An 18,720-nucleotide genomic window follows, 5' to 3' on the forward strand; every position below is an offset into this window, starting at 1 on the left:
GTGGGGCCTAACTGTCGTGGCGGCCGGGAGCGCCGGAGGCGCGTCGGACCGCCACCATCGGCAACCTCTGGCCTCCGTGGTACAAGACCGTGCCGCACATGGTGTTCGCATTGCCTGTGAGGCGGCCCTCGAACAGCACCTCTCCTTCCCGGGACGCGACTGACATCCTGATGGCCCCGCCCACGAGCTCCAGCCGCCGCACCGCGACGGTGTTGGTCCGGTAAGGCGTGAGAGAACCGGCGTAGGCGCCATCCATCGGCCCAAGGGCCATGACGCCGGGCGACGGTTCGTCGCCGACCTGCATCAGGAAATCCCACTGACCTTGCAGATCTGGCGCATCTCCCCGGGGGACGAAGGCCGCTGCGTCGCACGATGCGAGCGTCGGCGTCGCAGGCTCCGCGCGGAGCTCCGACGAGGCGGCAAGAGCTGCCGTCAGGCTGAGAATTGCGTGCAGACGTTTCATGAATTCGGGTCCCCGGCTGCCGCGGCGCGGCGTTGAGACCTCAGCCGATGCCTGTAGTGCACCGACCTCGACAATTTGCAATTTCGCAAATAGCCTCTGACGCTTCGGAGACGCGGGTCCCATGCCATTCACGATGCGCCAACGACGTGCCTGGCCTTTCGTGGTCCGCTTCGCATCGGTGCTCGCGGTGGGCTTGCTGCTGGGATTTGCCACGCCGTTCGAAGCGGACCCCCCGCTCAGGGCGCCTGTCCGATATGCCTTCTGGGTCGGCCTGACGTGCGCGGGCTATCTGGCCGCGCTCGCTGGAGAGAGGCTGCTTTCCGAACGATTGAGGTCGCGTGTCCAGTTGCGGCTGGGCGCGGCTGCGATCGTCTCCGCCGTGCCGATGACCTTCGTCGCAGCCTGGGTGGTTCCCTTTGTGCGACCTGGCCACCACTTCACGCTCTCGCAGATCCCAAATCTGTTCAGCGTGGTCGCGACCATCCAGCTCCTGATCGCATTCACGCTATTACGATCCTCGCCCACCCCGGCGCGACCCTCCCCGGCGCCGGCCGCACCGGCCGTCGCCTATCCGCGCGCCCTGCTCTCGCGCCTGCCGGGTCGTCTGGGCGAACAGATCATCGCGCTTGAGGCCGAGGACCACTATCTGCGCGTCCACACGGCGCTCGGGTCGGATCTCGTGCTTATGCGTCTGTCCGACGCCATCGCAACGATCGAACCTGATCTGGGCCTGCAGGTGCACAGAAGCTGGTGGATCGCCCACGACGCGATCCGCGAGGTCAACAGGTCCCAGCATCGGGCGCAGTTGCAACTCAGCAACGGGCTAACCGTGCCGGTCGGGCGTACATATCTGGCGGCGGTTCGATCGCGAACGGCGCGACTGGTCCTGGACGGCTGACGTTACCCCGCCGATGCCCGGGCGAAATCGCGGCCAAGATGCGCCCTTTGAAGCGGGTCCCACGCTCGACGCGGCGGCGCTCCATTTATCCATCGGCATCGCCCCATGGTCGCACCGGCCTCAGGGGGCTCCAGGGCCGGCAGTGGTCCGTCACGCTGGCGCCAGGTCCGCAGGGAAGCCGCTCGCCGATCGATTCATGTGCGGCCGCTCAGACCGGCATCGCAGGCGGCTCACCGTCGCCCTTCCGATCTCTTTCGCCGTCGACCGAACAGGAGGGCGGGCTGCTGAAGGGCTGACGGGTCCCGTGCCCGTCCACCCCGAACTGCGAGGCTCGCTCGCGCTTGAGAATGGCCGCCACCTCGTCGCAGAACCCTGTTCCTTCCGACGTCAGGAACGCATGCCGGGAGCGGTCCTCCCTAGGGCCGCGCATCAGCTGCACCAGACCGCGCATTGGCCCCAAAGCACCAGGCATGTCAGCAGGGCCCAGGCGGCGGACGGTGCGCGACGCTTGAGCGACGTTGAATCCGCACCAGCGCGCGACGCTCGTGACGGTGATTCCAGGGTGTTCGGCGACGATCATCAACGTCATCAACTCCGCCAGGTTGATGTCGGGATGTCGACTGCGTGCGAAAACGAGTGCCCGCGCCAGATTTCCGATGGGTTTGGGATCGCAGAGGCCCTCAACCGGCATAGCGGGCACGCACGATCTCGAACTCGTCCCCGAGTTTGGGCGGCGGGGCGGCGCGCGCGGCGGTTCTCGGGCGTCTTGCCTTGATCTGCAGTTGCGCCTCTCCATGCTCAGCGCTCAGGTGCCGAACAAGAGCCGATAGAATATTGCGGCGCGCCTGGACGCCAAATGCATCGCTATCCTCGAAGTCGATGGTGATGATGGCCTGATACTTCACGATTTACTCCAGCACGGTCGTGGGTGTCGGCGAGCCAAGGGCGTCGCGCACGCATGAGCGCGACCGGCTGGCCAGGGATCTGCCGCTTGGGCTCTGTTGGGTCGGGTCCGGGTCCGAGATCCTGGGACCGGGCACGGAGCGTCACGGCAACCGGCCCGGCGACGCGCACCATGCGAGACGCCCTGCCGATCTTGGGGGAGCGCGGCGGGGGCTGACGAACTGAAGACATGCTCAAGTTATTCCTCCCCAGGCGCCCGTACTCGAAGATCGGCGACCTTGATCCTCTGCCCGGTGCAAGCGGCTCCCTTCCGTAGACCAGTGACGGCGGGTCGCGCCTCATACGTTCGGACGAGGCAAGTCGCCCTTCCGGGGGCGCGGGCTGCAGCGCGCGTGGACCCCCGATCGCCCGCGCGCGGCGTCTGCCGTTCCCGAAGCCTGCGTCATCGAAAGCGCCGTGGTCGCCGGCCCCGGCGATTGGACTGCCTACGGCTTTCGATCAAACCCCGCCCCGTTGACGTGCAATGTCCTGGGCGCGCGGCCTGGGACAAGGCCGGGAGGCAAGGCCACCATGAGACGCACCTCAAGGCCGTGATCGTAGCGGAGCTCCAGCGTTCCTCGACGAATGGCGTAGGTGCCTGTCCCCTCGCTCACCGCGCGGCTCGCGCGGGAGGCGGAATCGGAGCCGAGGTCGGCCCAGCTCAGATAGGGCAGGAGCCCCTCTTCGGAAAACCGGCCCTGTTCGGTCAGCGAGAGCGCGACGATCGGCATGGGCGCGTCGGGGTCGAAGACGCCCCAAGTCCCTTCCAACGCCATACCGTCGAGGAGATGCATCGGCCGATACCCTTGGGTCGATCCAGGACGCCTCAGAACGCCTTGTGAATCGATGGAGAAGCGCGTGTCGTCCCCGGACGCGGCGTTGTGAAAGATGACTTCGTTTCCGCGACGCCGGTAGTCTCCGCACTCCGCGAAGCGACACTCGTAGTCCCAGTCTATTTCGCGCGCCAACCCTTCGGTCGGATAGCCCCGGAAAGCGCGTCCATCGGCCAGGAAGGTATAGTGGTCGACCTTGACCTTGTTGTTCAGCTGGTCAGTCCGGAACCCATAATAGACCCCTTCAAGGGTCGGTTCCGCTGGGGCCATGGCCGCGCCCACGATCGCGGCGACGCAGGCTGCGCCAAGCATCGCCCACCTGATGACGTTCATCTTCAAATCTCCCGGTCGACGCCCGGCGCCGCGACAACGACCTTGCCGGCGCGCGCAGATCCGAGCCTCGTCCATACGAAGGAGATCGGAAGCGAACACAGCGGCGCGGTTCCCCCGCACCCGCCCTTCGATGAACTGATCTCGCCGCGCTGAACTTTGGCTTCGATGCCCGAAACGCGGATGGGTCGAGCGAGGGGCTTCATCCGAATGGACGATGCGCGCTTCGCCCCCGTCGTTAGGCTCTCGCCTCCACGTGACGGCGGGGGCGGGCGCGAGGCAGGTGAATCATGAGCGAGCAAATCGGGGCCGGCGAAGGGTTCGGTCGGATGATCGACGCCATCTATGAAGCCGCGACGGACCGAGACGGCTGGCGCGGGGCCGTAGAGACCGTAGCGGCCAGCTTCGGCGGCGTCGCGGCGGTTCGGATCGCCGCCGGGCGGGATCTGCAGGATCTCCGGTCAGCCGAAGCGACAATCGATCCGCATTACCTTGACGCCTACTACGCCCACTACGCCGGCGCCGACCCTCTGACGCAAAGGGACCGCTTCGGGCGGATGCCGTCCGTCGTCGTCGAAGAGGCCCTGATGCCGATCGACGAACTCAGACGATCGGAATTCTACGCGGACTGGATGCGCCCGCAGGATGTCGGTCGCATCATGCGCTGGAGGGTAGAAGCGCCGTCGGGCCTGCTCGACCTGATCATCCTTCGCTCCGAGCAAGTCGGCGCGTTCACGCCCGCGGAGCAGCAATCCGGTCGACTGATCGTTCCCCACCTGAAACGAGCCGTCGAGATCTCGGAGCGCGTCCAATCGCATGAGACCGCACTGGCTGGCGCCCAGGGCGCGCTGCAGACCCTGCCCGCACCGGTCCTGATAGTGGACTCCACCCGCGTCGTGCGCTTCGCCAACCAATTGGCGGAGGCCCTGTTGCGACGCTGCGACGGCCTGATCTGCCGCAGTGGACGGATCCATGGGATCGGGGAGATCGATCAACGTTTCGGCGTGCTTCTCGCCCGCGCGACCGGCGGCGGCAAGCGAGACCAGGCGCGAACCGGCGGCATTCTGGCGGTGCCGCGCAAACTCGCCGACGCGCCGTTGTCGGTCGCGGTCACGCCCGTGAGCGAGACCCAAGACGGCCCGCCGGCCCACGGCCCCCTGGCGCTTGTCGTCATCAGCGCGCCAGAACAGAGGATCGCGGTCTCGAGGGACATTCTTCGCTCGCTCTACGACCTGACGACCACGGAGGCCCGGCTGATCGCGGCGCTCTGCACCGGGCAGACGCTGTCCGGCTTCGCCCACGCCTCGGGCACGGCCCTGACCACCGTCAAAAGCCATCTGGCCGCGGCCTTCCTGAAAACCGGCGAGCGCCGCCAGACCGACCTCGTCTTGCGGGTGATGTCCGATCGCGCCGCGATCATGGCGAGCCAGACTGTCCGATAGGGAGCCGTGTCCATGCGCGGCGAAACCGGGCGCATGGCCTTCTGCGACACGCTCTCCGGCCGGCCTCAGGGCCGGGCGGCAGGCGCGCCGGTCGAAGCTGACGCCGACGTCGATGCGTAGGGCCGGGCGTAAGCCACCGTGAACTTGCCATCCTGCTCGCCGCCGATCGCCCAGCGCAGCTTCGCGCCGCCGGCAAAGGCGATCACATAGGTTTCCACGCGTCCTCCTGTTCCCTCGGCGCCTTGTTCGAACTGCAGGGACCCGATCGGACCCAGAGACGCGAGTTGAGCCGACATCTGCTGCTTTTGCTGTTCGCACGCAGCGAGAAGCGGGCCGGCCATGACATCAGCGGGGCACCGGCCCGCGGCGGTCTCCGCAAGCATGCGCTGGAGCGCGTCGGCGTACGCGCCGTCCTCGTGAGCGAAGGCGAGCGTCGCGCCCGCGGCGAGAATGGAAAACAGGTTCATTACATTCATTCCTGAAAGCGGCGCGGGCCCCGTCCGCCGACCACCGGGTCACGACGCTTTCGCGCCGGACCCGGCCGCCGGTTTCACCATGCGTAGCGAAGACCGACGCTTGCGGATTGGGAGAAGGCGTTCGAGCGCGCGCCGAAGCCGTACGAGCCGTAGAGCGACCAGCCGGTTGCGACCTCGCCCGACACCCAGGCGGCGCCGGAGATTTCAGTCTTCGCAGGCGTTACGCCCTCGACAGCGAACCGTCCACCGCCGCCAATCAGCTCGGGGCGCGCGCTCCAGCCCTCCTGAATGAGGTCTTCCGAAGCGCCGAGGTGACCACCGAAGGTCAACTGACGTCCTTCTCGGAGACCGACCGACCAGTCGGCCGCCAAACCTGCGCGCAGGGTGAGGACGCGATGCCCGGCGTCCCCGAACTTCAGACCCGCATCGCCGGCACCCGTTTCTTCAAACGGATCCTGCCGCACGTCCGCGTAGGACAGGCCGACGTACGGTCGGACCCCGTCCGCAGAAGCCGTCCGAGCCTCGCTGACGCCGAGGTCGAACACCAGGCCGGAGGCTTCGGTCTCGCCTTGCGCGATCCGTTCGGCATCGACGCCGGTCGTCAAACGACGCGTCGCATCGATGGCGTGCGCGCCGTGCGACGCGGCCACATCGATCTGGACCGGCCCCGTCGGGAAAGAGGCGTGAACCTCCATCAGGAGCGAGCGAACCTGAAGCCTGGAGCGCGTGCGATCCTGCTCCAGATCGGTCTCGGCCGTCTCCATGACGACGCCCAGACGCAGGTCTGGTCCCACCAGGCGATCAGCTCCGACCACGAGGCCGACCGCATTCCCCGTCGTCCCGGCGTGGACCCGGGTTCCGTCGACGACGTCCCGGGCTCCATAAGCATAGGCCCAGGCCCCATCGTGCAGAGCGGTCGCGCCCGTCCGCCGGGCACGGACAGACGTCTCGCGGATCAGGCGCGACTGCGCGGCCGCTGCGGCGCCCGGGGCAGCGAGGTAGGCTTCTCCCGTCAGCGAATCGAGCGCAGCGCCTGCACGCTCGGGCCCGATATCGTTCAGGTCGGCGCGGACCAGCGCGAGGTCCGACGAGAAGGCGCCCTTGCTGACGAACGCATCCCGCACAGCCGACTGGTTCGGCGTCAGCCCCATGATCACCTCCAGCATCGGCGGCGGCGGCGGCGGAGGCGGAGGAGGCGGCGGCGGCGGAGGCGGAGGAGGCGGCGGCGGAGGGGGCGGCGGAGGCGGCGGCGGCGGCGGCGGCGGAGGCGGCGGCGGCGGGGGCGGCGGCGGCGGAGGCGGAGGCGGCGGAGGGGGCGGCGGAGGCGGCGGCGGCGGGGGCGGCGGTGGCGGAGGCGGCGGCGGCGGCGGAGGGGGCGGCGGAGGCGGCGGCGTGGCCGAGCTCAGCGTGACCGACACCGAGGTCGGCGCATAGACGACGTTGTAGTTGAAGAAGAGGCCGTTGCCTTGCACGTTCGCGAAGGCGTCGCGGACGCCCGCCGCGGCGCGCAGGAAGGTATACTGGCCGGCTTCCGCCAGATCCAGGGGGATGAAGCGCACTGTTCCCGCAAGCTGGGCGAAGCCGGTCACATCCAGCACGTCATTGGCACCGAGCGCGCCCAACTCGATGTCCAGAGCGCCATTGGCCTCCTGAACATAGTCCCCTTCAATCGTCAGCCTCCCGAGCGAGGGCTGGGCGGACCCGTTGGCGAAGCGGCCCGGCGCGATCACGCCGGCGTTCCTGACCAGACTGTCGCCAAGAACGCGGCCGTCGCCGTAAAGGCCGCCGCGGACGAGAAGATCCCCGTCATGGCCGCCGTCGAGCAGATAGGCGCCGTCGAGCGTCAGAAGTCCGCCGTCGAGCGTTGAGCCTTGGGACAAATGAAGCACCCCGCCCAGGACGCTCATGCTGTTGGCGAAGCTGAAATCGCCGTTCAGGGTCAGCGTCCCCGCGGCGCCTTTGATGAACCGCTCGAATTCCAGCACGTTATCGCCAACAAGCGTCTGCGTTCCGTTGGCGCGCAGCAAATCGTCGCCATGGCCTCCGGCAATGACGGTCGTCGCACCCATCGACTGGCCTTCGCGAAGCTCCAGAGTATCATCGCCATCGCCAAGATCGGCGGCCCGAAGCAGTCGGCCGGCGAGGACGAGACGGTCGGATCCGTCTGCGAAGGAAATCGCAGCGTCGATCAAACCGCTGTTGTACAAGGTGTCGTCGCCGCCACCGAAGAAGATGTCCCCCCGGATGACGCCCGTGGTCTCGTTTTCGAGACTGTCGTTATCGCCGCCGAGGTTCACGCGACCCTCGACAGTTCCGCGGTTGGCCAGCGTGTCCTCGCCCTGACCGAGGTCCAGATCTCCGACGATTGTCCCCGACGACAGGTTGGTCACCAGGTCCCAGCCCGCCCCCGTGTCGACGTTGCCCACGATCGAACCGCCGTTGAGCAGCTGATCGTCGCCCGTGCTCAGCAGAATGTCGCCCTCGATGGCCTCTATGCCGCCCGTGAGATCGCCGGTGTCGAACGACGCCCCGTTCGCCACGAACCGCCGCCCTCCCTCGGATGACAGGTCGATGTCGCCCCAGATGCGACCGGTGTTCTCGATCACAATCTCCCCGGTGTCGCCAACCCCTGCATAGATCGCGCGCGCATCGGCGCCGCGCAACGCGTTGCCGATCGTCCCGTTGTTCACCAGCCGCGCCGAGGATGTAGTCTCCGGCGTCAGCAGGACGATCGTCGGGTCGGCCGCTCCGCCCAGACCAATATCGATGACGCCGTCGTTAAGGATTGATCCGGACCTCAGATTCACCGCGCCGGCTGCGCCGAACCCCCGGATCTGACCCGTGTTGACCAGCCGGCTGTTCGAGCCCAGTCGAACGGCCACGTAGCCAGACGTTATAAGGCCGTCGTTTTCGACAACCGCCCGTTCGTCCATGAGAACGGCGATGCTGCTGCCACCCGTCGATTCCAGCCGGCCCGAGTTGGCCAAGTAGCCGTCCGTGGTCATGCGAACGGCCCCGCCCGCGCCGCTGATCCGCGCGTTCGCGCCGTCGGAGTAGAGGCTCGAGCCCGCTCCCAGCGAGACGGCCGCGGCCAATGCGCCCGTCGACGTCATGTCACCTGTGTTGCGGACCACCGAGGCGCCGGCGATGGACAGGGCACTCGCGCCGTCGCCGGCCGCGGAGATCGAGCCGCTGTTCTCGAACGCTGCGCCCTGCCTCATGCCCTCGATCCGGACGCCGTGGGTCCCCTGGCCGAAGCCTGTGGCCCGAATAGCGCCGGAGTTCGTGACGTTGCCCGTGTTCAGGCCCAGCGTCAGCGCGACCGAAGAGGCGGACGAAATCGTTCCGTCATTCGTCAGAACATCGACGTTCGCGCCTGCGTTCGTCGGGCCGGTGGTCCCGGAACAACGGACGACCTTCTGGCCGGACGACGTATCGGTGGTGCAATCGGCCGCGGCGGGCCGGATGTCGTAGACGAACAAGGTGGTCGCAAGCGTTGTCGCAGCGAGCAGAGCGGTTTTGGCGTGCATGAACGATCGCCGTCGCGCGGCGTCCCAGGTGAAAATTCAGGGTCGGAGCGAGTTGGACCTCGCTGGAATTCAGGGAGGAGTAGTTCGAGCCGAACCGTCCGGCCTCCCCCGATCGGAGGAGAAAGGCGCAGACTCATCCTGAAGGAGAGCGGCTCTCACCGGGGCGCATCGAATCCTGACGCGGCCCTCCGGCGCGCTCGGCAGCGCTCCTCCGTTCGCATGAGGCGCTTGCGCCGGGGCCGCCTTATCCCTCGCCGCCCCGGTGCCAACTGGCACGTCCGAGCCTCGAACCGTGACGCTGCAATCCAGGACCAGCGGCGCATGACCGACGTTGCGTCGGACATGCGCCACGACGCCGAAACGCTCGGCCTCATCGACCAGATCTATCGCTCGATCACCGATTCTAGGCTTTGGTCCGAGTGGACGTCTCGCCTGGCGGACAGGATGGGCGGCCGCATTCGACTGCATGAGCCAGCGCTTGGCTCCACAAGCCTGAATGATATCTTCGGAGGGCTCGCCGGCGAGGATGACCAGGTCGCCCTCGGCTCCGAATACACTTCGCCCCCGGCGCGCTGGGTAACGGAAACGGGATTCGCGCCCCAGGGGCCGGCGAGGGCGTCCCAAGGGGCTCTTTCGCGATCAGGCTTCACCCATGCCCTCGCCCTCCAGACAACCCTCGGGGGCAAGGCCCGGACGGTGCTCTCGTTGCATCGGCGCGCGACGAGCGGCGAACTTCTTCCCCGTCAGCGGGACATGCTGGACCAACTGGCTCCGCATATGGCCCGCGCCGTTCATCTGCGCGCCCTGATCGCTCGCGCCGCCGCCGCGGGCCGCGCCGCCGGCCTTGCGCTCGACATGGCGCACCTCGGGTTTTTGATCGTCGACAGCGAACGGCGCATCGAACTCGCGAGCAACTTCGCCGAGCGCGCATTCGACGCCGGGGCCTTGTCTTCGCTGGCGGGCGCGCTGGATGCGGCGGACCCCAAGAGCACCGCCCTTCTTCAACAGGCGATCGCCGCCGCTACGCGGACGGCGCGCCCGAAGCCCTCGACCTTCTCCATTCAGGGAAGCGGCGCCCGGTACAACCTTGTCGTCTCACCTGTTTCCCGCGCCGAGGGGCCGAGCGGAATCGATGAGCGCGCCCTTGTTCTTCTATCCCCGGCCCGCAGCGTCACGCGCGACGCTCTGCAGCGGGAGTACGGACTGACCCCGAGCGAGGCCGCACTCCTGTGCGCGCTCATCAACGGCCAGCGACTCGCCGAATACGCCGTGGCCTCCGGCCTCCAACTCAGCACGGTGAAAACGCATCTGAGAGGCGTGTTCATGAAAACAGGCGAGCAACGTCAGGCCGATCTGATCCGGCGCGTCCTTTCGGACATGATGTTGAGCGATCCGGGCGCCCGCCAATGAACGGCGCCGGTCGCAACAAGGTGAGGCGAACATCATCCGTTCGGAGGAGGTCGTCGGATATTGAGCGTGTCAAAGGACCAGGTAGGATTACAAGTCCGGAACAGCGCCGGACCCCCCTGGCGCTCCGGATTCGCGAGCGCCGGAAAGACATGGGCAGGGTTGCGATGACACGCGACGAAGACGAGCTGAACGCCATCGTCGATCTGATCTACGATACTGCCGTCGCGCCGGAGCGCTGGCGCGACGTTGCTGGCCGGCTGGAGCGGCTCGCGCGCGGGCGCGTCGCCTTCCTCGCCCAAGATCAACGCCCCACAGGCTTCTTCATGCCCTGCTCCGAAGCGCAGGGGCCCGACATAGCGGAGTATCTCGAGCGACACTGGAGCACGGACCTGGCGATGCGCCATCTTCGCGGGGCTCCGGAGGGCGGCTCCATCGTCGATAGCCGTCTGGTTTCAGACGAAGGCCGCCAGCGGCTTGGCTTCTATCGCGATTACCTCGCCCCTCGCGGTCTCCACCGAGGCTATTACACCGTCGTCTGCCGCGACGACGACAGCACCGTGGTCATGGGCGTTCACCGGCCGGACAAGACGGACGACTTCGAAGCTGATTGCACCCGGGCTATCGCGTTCGTTCAACCGCATCTGAGCCGGGCCATCCGGCTGGCGAAACGCTTGATCGCCGCAGAGGCCGCAAGGGATGCGTCATTGGCGGCGATGGACGAAGCGAGCATCGGGGTGATCGTGCTGTCTCACGACGGTGTCGCCCGTTTCGTCAACCGTTTCGGCGAGGCTCAACTCGCCGCCGGACTTCTGTCGTCGCGCTGCGGTCGGTGGGCCGCCGCCGAAGGGCGGGAGGACCGCGCCCTTCAAGTGGCGCTCTCGAAAGCGACCCGCTCCATTGGAGCCGTGGCCACCACCTTCAACCTGACCGACCGACGAGGCCATGCCGTCAAGGTCACGGCCATGCCGCTTCGGCCTGCAGGCCTGATGCATCTGGGCTCGGAGCCCCTGGCGATGCTGACATTCGCGGTGCCGGCACCCGATCTGGACGTGGACGGGCTGCGCCTGACCTATGGGCTCACGACAGCGGAAGCGCGCCTCCTCGAGGCCGTGGCCGCGGGCGAGCGGGTCGGGGACTATGCCGCGAGGGTCGGCGTTCAACTGACCACGGCCAAGACGCATCTTCGCAGCGTCTTCGCCAAGACCGGCGAACAGCGACAAGCGGGTCTGGTGCGGCTCGCGCTGCGCGGCGGCGGACCAGCGCTTCGCGTCGATCAGGCCGCCTGAGCGCTGCTGCGCAAGAGTTCGCCTATGAGGACCAAGCCAGGTCCTGCGCTTTCCCATTTTTGCATGAGGCCGCCCTCCCATGGTCGACTGTTCCGACCTCTTTCTGGAATGCTTCCCGACGATGCCCGCGCCCCCCCGGATCGTGCCCGGCCGACCGGATCGCGAGTGGATGGACGCGTTCTCGGGCCGTCACCCCTATCGCTGCCTCCCCCTCACGATCGCGAACGCTTCGGGTTGGGAGATCCTCTGCCCTTTCGGCTTCGAGGCGACCTGGAACGGCGACCCCGGCGCGGATGCAATCAAGGTCACCGCCGACGCCGGGGCGACCTTCGTGGACCACTTCGTGAAGTCGCACTTCAGTCGGGGCGCGCTGACCTTCCACGCCGGCTGGCTTTTTCGGACGTCGCCGGAATGGGCCCTCAGGGCGTCGGGCATCCCCAACAGCTTCAAGCATGGCCTGGCCGCCATGGAGGGGATCGTCGAAACCGACTGGCTGCCCTACCCCTTCACGATGAACTGGCAGTTCACGGCGCCCGGTCGCGTACGTTTCGAGAAGGACGAGCCCTTCTGCTTCATCACGCCGGTGGCGCACCGGCGTCTTGAGGCTTTCAGACCCGTCCGGCGTTCCTTCGACGCTGATCCCCGCCTGGCGGAGCAGTACGCGAACTGGACGACGGCCCGAACGCGCTTCAACGACAGCATCGCCGCCGGCGACCCATCGGCCGTCAAGCAGGCGTGGCAACGCTACTACTTCAGGGGGCAGCACCCTGACCGTCAGGACCTTCCGGAGGTCCACATCAACAAACGGCGGCTTAAACCTCTGGAGAGCTGACGGCGAAACGGACGGGGCCGTCCGTCACCGCGGACAGCGAGGCTCCTCGACGCTCGCGCGTTCGCGGGGGCGGCGTTCGCTTCGCAAAAGCGGCCCTCGCGCTCGGCGACCTGTGCCCGGTCGGCCGGTCGAAGCCGACTTGCGCGCTCCTCGACGACACCGATCCCGGGCAGCGCCGAGCATCACAACATGCCGGATCAGGCAGCGGCCTGGTCGGCCCGAGCCAGGCTTCCGTCGCCAGACCAGCCGCGCACGATGACGCCGAAGTCCAAGGCGCTGCTCCGGAGGCCGTTCGAGGGTGCGCACGCCTGTGGGCCGCACCCTCCCGGCCGAGCCGTCAATATTTTTGCAGCGCCGCAGTATCCATGCTTCGGGCGAACGCGATGATGAGTTCAGGGGTCACCTCAGAGCCCTGAATGCCCACCAGGACGCGGCCGACCTTCATTTGGAGGACGCCGCCGGGACCTTGTTCATTGTATGAGAGATAGGCGTCCAGATCGTTGATCTTGACCCGTGACGTCACCATCCATGGAGCCATGGGATGCGGTCCCAAGGGCCGGTCCTCTTCCAGCCAGGACTGGAGGTCCGCAGGGCTGGGATGGGTAATGGTGATGCCCAGCACGCCTTTTGCGCCCGGTTCGCTCCGGCCGTACGAATGGTGCGCGGACGGCTCCATTCCGTTGAGGTCCTCCACCACGGCAGGCGGCATCGTATTCTCGAACCCGCTGGGAGGCGGCGGGATGAATGCGACAAGCGGCGACTGAATCGATTGCGCGCTTGCGCTCGACGCCACGATGGCGGGCGTAGCCGCGAGGGCAAGCGCCGTCCCGAACAGGACGCGCAGGAAAAGGGTCTTCATCGAATCTTCCTTGAGTTCGGGGGTTGAGGCGCCGGCGACGAAAGCGTCGCATCGCCCGCGCCGATGGGCAGGCGTGGGATCAGCCGTTCGCCTGACAGTTCAAGCGGCGCGTCTCGGACTCGATCTCGCGCAGACGGTCCCCTGGCGCGGCCGGGGTCGCCGCACGGGCATCGCTCTCCACCGAGGAGAGCCCGGAAGAGGCCCGTTCGTGCGCCTCGCCTTCGATCTCTCTCGCGGCGACCCGACCGAGCACGCTGTCGCCAAGGTCAACAGGTGGAGCATAGGCCAGGGCCCTGTTGGCCACGCCGGCAAGAAAACCTCCGAGCCTGCGCCCCGCTCCCGCATTGCGCTGCCCCCTGAGTCCTGCCGCCTCTTGGGACAGACGGGCGCATTGGGCTGCAGGATCCGCACCGGCCGCAGGGGCGGCGGGAGCCGCGGATTGCGGCTCGCTCAGGAGCGCGGCGCCAAGAAACAACAAGGCGATCATTGAAGTTCTCCAGGAATTTTACTCAGTGAATGAAAAAGCGGCGCCTCGACGGATGCCGACGGACGGCCGCCGCGAGGCTGGCGCGGCGTGTCGGTACTATTCGTCGACGCGTCCGCGCTGGCCGTCCGACTCGACCGTGTCGCCAGGCTTCATGTCGGCCGGACATGGCCCGAGATGGCGGCTCTTCATCGTGATCGTGCCAGGGGTCATGGGCGGTCCCCCGTCGACCGTGAAGCGGTTCGTCATCTTGATTTCGACGTTGCGCGCGTCGCCGGTGATCTCCGCCGAGACGCCGGTTTCCATGCCCTCGGCCTTACAGGCGATCTCATAGGCATAGCCGCCGGGAATGTTTCGCTTCTGAGGCGCCGAGCATTCGACCGCCTCGCTCGGCTCGGGGATCGGGCTCCAACGGTTCTGAAGCTCGGCGTTCAAACAGGCGCGGCTCGTGACCGGCTCAGCCTCGCCTCCGCTGACGCTGGTCGTCGTCTCCCAGAGGCCCGATGTTTTGAACAAGGGACCATCGGGGGACAAACCCGCGGACGAAGAGGCCGCGCCGGACGCCGCTGGCCCGCCGTCCTCATCGGCCCCCTGCGAACAGGCTCCGACCACCAAGGCCACGCCCAACAGTGTCGCGATCATGCGCATGATGCATTTCTCCAGAAGGCCGGCGATCAAACGCCGCCGAATAATGTCCTGGCGAGGAGCTACGAGGTCCAGGCGAGCCTTGCCTCCTCCAAACGAGGGAGGTCGACAGAGTTCGTCAGGCGGGGGCCAGGCGAAACTCCAGACGGACGATGATGGGAGAACCGTCGCGCGCCGGAAGCCGGCCTTCCGCCGTGAAGGCGTCCGCGCCGCCGGTCGGCTGGAGGCGTCGCAGGATCGCGTGCGGCCGACTGAAATTGCCGCCCGGGTCGACTTTGAAATCCGGCCCGCTTCGCTCAAGCGCTTCCAGATTGAAGGGCGCCAGCCTGCCGCCGGGGAGCAGATGAGACATCGGATCGATCTTGAGGAACGCTTCGCCCGTCTTCCGATCCAGAACCAGTTCGCTCCAGCAGATGTCGAAGCCGGCCGCTTCCGCGCCCTGCCCGGCCTGATGGGTCAGAGACGTTGATCCGCTCGGCTCGACGATCGTGGCTATTCCGCAACCGCGATCCGCATCGCCCCCCCACATCTGGAACCGATGGTCATCCACATCGCCCTGAGGTCCTGCCGCGAGCGCAGCTTCTCCCTGTTCGCGCAGTCGTTCCGCATTGGCGTTGAAGGCGTCGAACCGGGCTTTCGCGGTCGCACACGCGCTGCTGTTCTCATCGGCGACGCAAGCGTCGCCGAACGCCTCGGCCAAACGGCCGTATTGCTCCATGTCGACAGCATGGGTTTCGAAGACCCGGGCCTGATGCTGCTGGGCGTCCCGTTGGGCATCGGTCGGCGTCGGATCGAGAAGGTTCAGCAGGGTCGTCGGTTGAGAGATGACATTCATCTGAAGGATCAGCGAGCGCCCGCCGGCGCGAGAGGCTTCGAGCCGAAGGGTTGCCCGTCGCCCCCCGGGGTCAGCGCCCAGCTCGGCGGCCGAAGCGTTCGACGGGGCTCCTGACAAGAGGGACATGGCCACAACGGCGGTGACGAGCATTTTCTTCCATCCTTGAGAGGGCCATCGCGATAGCGATGTGCATCCGAACCCGGCCGCCCGGATGCGAGCGATCGATCGATGATTAGATCCGGCGATGGCGTCGCGCCTCCCCCGAACGAATGAGGCCGGGACTACCGCTGACGGGTAGACCGCCTTCGCTGCCCGTTTCCGGCAGACATCAATGGAATGGTGGAATGAGGTCCGCTCTCGCAGCACTTGCAATCGGCGTCGCTGGCGTCTTCGCGGCTCCGCACGCCGCGGCGCAGACCGGTGAACTCGAAAGCTGGATCGGCATCGGCGACATGGCGGCGGCGAGCCTCGACCGCCACCTGTCCTCGCGGCAGTTCGCCCAGGACTTGCTGGATACGGGCTCGTTCGACCCGGAGATGAACGAGTATTTCCGACGCTCCATCGAAAGTCTGGATCGCCAGGTCGCGCGTGATCGCGAACTCGTTCGCATGTCGAATGAGGCGGTCGCGCTGGAGACGGGATCGGCTTCCGACCCCAAGGCGAACGCGGTGAACGGTCCGCTTCAGGACTGGCTCGCCAACGAGAGCAAGCGGACGGCCGGGTCTGGTCCCATCAACGAATGGATCGCGGCCCACGAGGCCCGGATGGCGCGCGACAGCGCCCAGGCTGCTCACCTTGACGGGTCGTCAAACTCGGCTGCCGGACGGGCCTTTAACGAGGCTCGGGCCGCGCAGTCGTGGTCTGCGGTCCAGAGCAGCCGCGTGCTTCAGCAATTCACGACGATCGTCGTGGATTCCACCGGAGAGGTGACCGTCAACGATCCACGCGACGCCGTTGAAGCCAAGCTGATCGATATCGACTCCGAGTTGGAGCAGCTGCGCGAGCAGGCCCGCGAGGAAACCGACGTTGAGGCGCAAAAAGCCATACGGTCGCGCATCGCCGCCCTGGATCGCGAGCTCAGAAATACGATCTCCGCCCTCTCCCGCATGGTCGAGACCATCGATGCGCCGGCGCGGACGCCGGTTCGCCGCGATCCGCCGGTTTGTTCGGCGCCGGACCGGAACACCGTCAGCCTGGGCTGTGAATATTGGGCGGACGGCATGCCCATAGTGATACCGGGCGGCGATCCGATCATCATCGACAAGATCGAACTCGATATCGCTGACGATCCCCTTGGACGCCCCTTGTCCTGGAGGCTGGATTTTTACTGGCGTTACCGTAGCGACCCGAGCCGAAGCGAGGAGCCAACGACCAGCGCCAATGGCGACATCGAGGTGGATGCCGACGGCAACCTTTACCTCGCGCCGGGCAGCGATTCGTCCGGCGTCGGCGCCAGCAGCTTCAAGCTCTCCATCGACCGTGTGTCGGCTCGGGCCACAGGGGTGGACGTGCTTGACGGCAATCATCCTCTCAGCCTGACGCTGTCGCGGGATCCCGGCAATTACGTCGACCGCAGCGCAGTGGCGCCCGTACCGGGGCAACGATCCGCGGATGACGTCGAAGTGCTTCCGCTCGAAGAGCGCGAGACGCAAGATGACCTCGACGTCCTCCCGCTCGAGGAGCGAAGTCCGCAGGCAGGGGACGACGACCTCCAGGTTCTTCCGCTTGAGGAACGCAACACCGGGGCCCCAGACGATGTCGACGTTCTTCCGCTCGACGAGCGAGAGACGGATGAGGATCTCGAGGTCCTGCCGCTCGCGGAGCGAAGCCAGTCGGCCCGAGACGACGACCTCCAGGTCCTTCCGCTCGAGGAACGCCCCACCGGGGCGCCGGATGATGTCGACGTTCTCCCGCTCGAGGAGCGAGCCCGGGAGACCTCTCAGGACGATGAGGTCGATGTGCTGCCGCTGGACGGCGATGACCTGGAGCTGACGCTGCTCGACCGGCAAACCGCCGCCTCGCCGGACAGGTCTCGCGAGTCGCCCCCGAAACGCCCGAGCCGGTAAAGCAGAGGGCCTGCGCTGGTCGCCACCAGATCTCCGGCCCTGGGTGAGCCCACGCGGAATCTCGTAGTCCTGGTTGCCGGTCACCGGGTGGCGTTCAGCAGGACTGCGCCCCTTCGCCCATATCGGCGGTCGCGGATCCTGTCGCTGGGCCAGCAAATACGCCCGCCTCCTCCGTTCGGTGGAGGAGCATGAGGCGGCCACGGTGTAGTGGCCGACGCCAAACCAATCGTCGTAACGGATATCGCCTATGTTCAAAACATCGCAAGCTCGCCCGGTCCTGGCGCAGGCCGAAGACGTCAGGGTTCCGGCGCGCGTCCGCCGCGTCGGATTGATCGTCGCCGCATTGACCGTCGTTTGCGCCTCCGCCGCCGGCGCGCCCGCCTGGGCGGCGCAGCAGGACCAGGCTCAAGAGCATCCGGTCGTCAAGGCCTACCCGGGCGCCGAGGTCGAGGTCTTCGAACGGAAGGAATTCGACGTCGCCAAGATCGTGACGGGACTGAGGGGGCTTGAAGGCACCCTGGAAAACGCGGAGGGCGCGATCAGCCACTACGTCTATGTCCACGCCGACGGCACCTCGCCGATCCAGGTCGTTCGCAACTTCGGCCGCGCATTGAAGGACGCCGGCTTCATCGAAGTCCTGAGCGGTCCCGACATCGAGCGCGATGGCGGCCGACACGACTATTTCGGCGCCTATCGGCTGGACAGCAACGGCCAGCCCGCCATCCACGTGAACGTGGCCGCCGACGTTAACGGCGAGATCACCCGGTCCGACGTCCTGATCATCGATGTCGAGGGCATGGAGCAGGTCTACGCAGTGAATGCCGACGCCCTCTACGCCGGTCTGGAAGCGACCGGCCGCGTGACGTTGGACGGCGTGCAGTTCGAGACCGGTCGAGCCACCCTGCGCCCTGAATCGTTCGCCGCCCTCACCGAGGCCAGGAACCTATTGATTGCCCGTCCCGAGCTTAAGCTGGGCGTCGAAGGCCACACCGACAACGTGGGCGCGCCAGCGACCAATCAATCCCTCTCGCTCCAGCGCGCCGAAGCGGTCAAGGCCTGGCTGGTCGAAAATGGCGTCGACGCCTCGCGGCTGACCGCGGCGGGCTTCGGAGACGGGCGGCCTCAAGCAAGCAACGCCGATGACGCAGGACGGGCTCGCAACCGCAGGGTTGAGCTCGTCCGCCAGTAGACCACGCGCCGCGCACCTGAACCGAACGCGCCATGCGAGCGTCGTGCGAGGTGCCCGGTCGTCACGGGCCAAGCAGCAAGCTTGTTCCCGTGCCGCACAAGAGCGGCATCCCGAAGGTCGCCAGAGAATCAGAAGCGGGCCACCTCCATTGCCTTCGCGATCGCCTGAGGCTCTGGGCCGGAAGCGGACCTCCTGAACGT

At 67.0% G+C, this 18,720-nt stretch carries 17 protein-coding genes; 7 read left to right on the top strand and 10 right to left on the bottom strand.

Translation table 11 applies throughout. From position 1 onward, the window contains the following. Positions 1-7: 7 nt before the first annotated feature. On the bottom strand, positions 8-463 hold the full coding sequence (locus ASD25_RS09420; protein ID WP_056616636.1) for a hypothetical protein: 456 nt from the start codon (positions 461-463) through the stop codon (positions 8-10). Between the two features lie 160 nt (positions 464-623). On the opposite strand from ASD25_RS09420, the gene ASD25_RS09425 reads away from it, so the two are divergent. Next, positions 624-1,361: a LytTR family DNA-binding domain-containing protein gene (locus ASD25_RS09425; protein ID WP_235562687.1), complete on the top strand. Its 738-nt coding sequence runs from the start codon at positions 624-626 to the stop codon at positions 1,359-1,361. A 208-nt stretch (positions 1,362-1,569) separates the two neighbouring features. Here ASD25_RS09425 and ASD25_RS09430 read toward each other — a convergent pair whose 3' ends face one another. The 3 genes from ASD25_RS09430 to ASD25_RS09440 all read right to left on the bottom strand — a co-directional run bounded on the left by ASD25_RS09430 (position 1,570) and on the right by ASD25_RS09440 (position 3,469). Further along, on the bottom strand, positions 1,570-2,052 hold the full coding sequence (locus ASD25_RS09430) for a hypothetical protein (protein WP_056616641.1): 483 nt from the start codon (positions 2,050-2,052) through the stop codon (positions 1,570-1,572). Then, the gene (locus ASD25_RS09435) at positions 2,042-2,266 is read right to left on the bottom strand and encodes a hypothetical protein (RefSeq protein WP_056616644.1); all 225 of its coding nucleotides are present in this window, start codon (positions 2,264-2,266) and stop codon (positions 2,042-2,044) included. The genes ASD25_RS09430 and ASD25_RS09435 overlap by 11 nt, the downstream gene beginning before the upstream one ends. Positions 2,267-2,749: 483 nt before the next feature. Continuing rightward, on the bottom strand, positions 2,750-3,469 hold the full coding sequence (locus ASD25_RS09440) for a hypothetical protein (RefSeq protein ID WP_056616648.1): 720 nt from the start codon (positions 3,467-3,469) through the stop codon (positions 2,750-2,752). Positions 3,470-3,756: 287 nt separating this feature from the next. Between ASD25_RS09440 and ASD25_RS09445 the strand changes: the two genes are divergently transcribed. Next, positions 3,757-4,908: a hypothetical protein gene (locus tag ASD25_RS09445; protein WP_056616651.1), complete on the top strand. Its 1,152-nt coding sequence runs from the start codon at positions 3,757-3,759 to the stop codon at positions 4,906-4,908. Between the two features lie 65 nt (positions 4,909-4,973). Here the strand turns inward: ASD25_RS09445 and ASD25_RS09450 are convergent, their stop codons facing one another. Next, positions 4,974-5,375 carry a hypothetical protein gene (locus ASD25_RS09450; RefSeq protein ID WP_056616652.1) on the bottom strand — a complete coding sequence of 134 codons (402 nt, stop codon included), beginning with the start codon at positions 5,373-5,375 and terminating at the stop codon, positions 4,974-4,976. A gap of 83 nt (positions 5,376-5,458) precedes the next feature. Further along, complete coding sequence (locus ASD25_RS31210) at positions 5,459-8,914, bottom strand: autotransporter outer membrane beta-barrel domain-containing protein (RefSeq protein WP_056616655.1); 3,456 nt, start codon at positions 8,912-8,914, stop codon at positions 5,459-5,461. 321 nt (positions 8,915-9,235) lie between these two features. Here ASD25_RS31210 and ASD25_RS09460 point away from each other — a divergent pair, with 321 nt between their 5' ends. The 3 genes from ASD25_RS09460 to ASD25_RS09470 all read left to right on the top strand — a co-directional run bounded on the left by ASD25_RS09460 (position 9,236) and on the right by ASD25_RS09470 (position 12,442). Next, the gene (locus ASD25_RS09460; RefSeq protein ID WP_056616659.1) at positions 9,236-10,324 is read left to right on the top strand and encodes a helix-turn-helix transcriptional regulator; all 1,089 of its coding nucleotides are present in this window, start codon (positions 9,236-9,238) and stop codon (positions 10,322-10,324) included. Continuing rightward, a complete protein-coding gene (locus ASD25_RS09465; protein ID WP_156389244.1) occupies positions 10,321-11,610 on the top strand; it encodes a hypothetical protein in 1,290 nt (429 codons plus the stop codon). Before ASD25_RS09460 ends, ASD25_RS09465 begins: the two co-directional genes overlap by 4 nt. A 79-nt stretch (positions 11,611-11,689) precedes the next feature. After that, a complete protein-coding gene (locus ASD25_RS09470; RefSeq protein WP_056616666.1) occupies positions 11,690-12,442 on the top strand; it encodes a DUF6065 family protein in 753 nt (250 codons plus the stop codon). A 337-nt stretch (positions 12,443-12,779) separates the two neighbouring features. Here ASD25_RS09470 and ASD25_RS09475 read toward each other — a convergent pair whose 3' ends face one another. The 4 genes from ASD25_RS09475 to ASD25_RS09490 form a co-directional block, all read right to left on the bottom strand. Beyond that, a complete protein-coding gene (locus ASD25_RS09475; protein WP_056616667.1) occupies positions 12,780-13,301 on the bottom strand; it encodes a hypothetical protein in 522 nt (173 codons plus the stop codon). A 79-nt stretch (positions 13,302-13,380) separates the two neighbouring features. Continuing rightward, positions 13,381-13,788, bottom strand: coding sequence for a hypothetical protein (locus ASD25_RS09480; protein WP_056616668.1), 408 nt, complete (start codon positions 13,786-13,788; stop codon positions 13,381-13,383). Positions 13,789-13,884: 96 nt separating this feature from the next. After that, positions 13,885-14,433 (bottom strand): DUF3617 family protein, encoded by a 549-nt coding sequence (locus ASD25_RS09485; protein WP_156389245.1) that lies wholly within the window; start codon positions 14,431-14,433, stop codon positions 13,885-13,887. 115 nt (positions 14,434-14,548) lie between these two features. Beyond that, positions 14,549-15,415, bottom strand: a complete 867-nt coding sequence (locus ASD25_RS09490) for a hypothetical protein (RefSeq protein ID WP_056616670.1) — start codon at positions 15,413-15,415, stop codon at positions 14,549-14,551. Between the two features lie 194 nt (positions 15,416-15,609). Here ASD25_RS09490 and ASD25_RS09495 point away from each other — a divergent pair, with 194 nt between their 5' ends. Continuing rightward, positions 15,610-17,331, top strand: a complete 1,722-nt coding sequence (locus ASD25_RS09495; protein WP_056616671.1) for a hypothetical protein — start codon at positions 15,610-15,612, stop codon at positions 17,329-17,331. 328 nt (positions 17,332-17,659) lie between these two features. Then, entirely contained in the window at positions 17,660-18,520 is an 861-nt protein-coding gene (locus ASD25_RS09500; RefSeq protein WP_162252067.1) for an OmpA family protein, read from the top strand. Positions 18,521-18,720: the final 200 nt, after the last annotated feature.

Source organism: Brevundimonas sp. Root1423 (assembly GCF_001426805.1).

Coding starts and splice junctions, on each gene's coding strand:
- ASD25_RS09465 (WP_156389244.1), top strand. CDS start 10,321: ATGAACGGCGCCGGTCGCAACAAGGTGAGGCGAACATCATCCGTTCGG.
- ASD25_RS09460 (WP_056616659.1), top strand. CDS start 9,236: ATGACCGACGTTGCGTCGGACATGCGCCACGACGCCGAAACGCTCGGC.
- ASD25_RS09485 (WP_156389245.1), bottom strand. CDS start 14,433: ATGCGCATGATCGCGACACTGTTGGGCGTGGCCTTGGTGGTCGGAGCC.
- ASD25_RS09440 (WP_056616648.1), bottom strand. CDS start 3,469: ATGAACGTCATCAGGTGGGCGATGCTTGGCGCAGCCTGCGTCGCCGCG.
- ASD25_RS09480 (WP_056616668.1), bottom strand. CDS start 13,788: ATGATCGCCTTGTTGTTTCTTGGCGCCGCGCTCCTGAGCGAGCCGCAA.
- ASD25_RS09470 (WP_056616666.1), top strand. CDS start 11,690: ATGGTCGACTGTTCCGACCTCTTTCTGGAATGCTTCCCGACGATGCCC.
- ASD25_RS09445 (WP_056616651.1), top strand. CDS start 3,757: ATGAGCGAGCAAATCGGGGCCGGCGAAGGGTTCGGTCGGATGATCGAC.
- ASD25_RS09430 (WP_056616641.1), bottom strand. CDS start 2,052: ATGCCGGTTGAGGGCCTCTGCGATCCCAAACCCATCGGAAATCTGGCG.
- ASD25_RS09450 (WP_056616652.1), bottom strand. CDS start 5,375: ATGAACCTGTTTTCCATTCTCGCCGCGGGCGCGACGCTCGCCTTCGCT.
- ASD25_RS09495 (WP_056616671.1), top strand. CDS start 15,610: ATGAGGTCCGCTCTCGCAGCACTTGCAATCGGCGTCGCTGGCGTCTTC.
- ASD25_RS09475 (WP_056616667.1), bottom strand. CDS start 13,301: ATGAAGACCCTTTTCCTGCGCGTCCTGTTCGGGACGGCGCTTGCCCTC.
- ASD25_RS31210 (WP_056616655.1), bottom strand. CDS start 8,914: ATGCACGCCAAAACCGCTCTGCTCGCTGCGACAACGCTTGCGACCACC.
- ASD25_RS09490 (WP_056616670.1), bottom strand. CDS start 15,415: ATGCTCGTCACCGCCGTTGTGGCCATGTCCCTCTTGTCAGGAGCCCCG.
- ASD25_RS09420 (WP_056616636.1), bottom strand. CDS start 463: ATGAAACGTCTGCACGCAATTCTCAGCCTGACGGCAGCTCTTGCCGCC.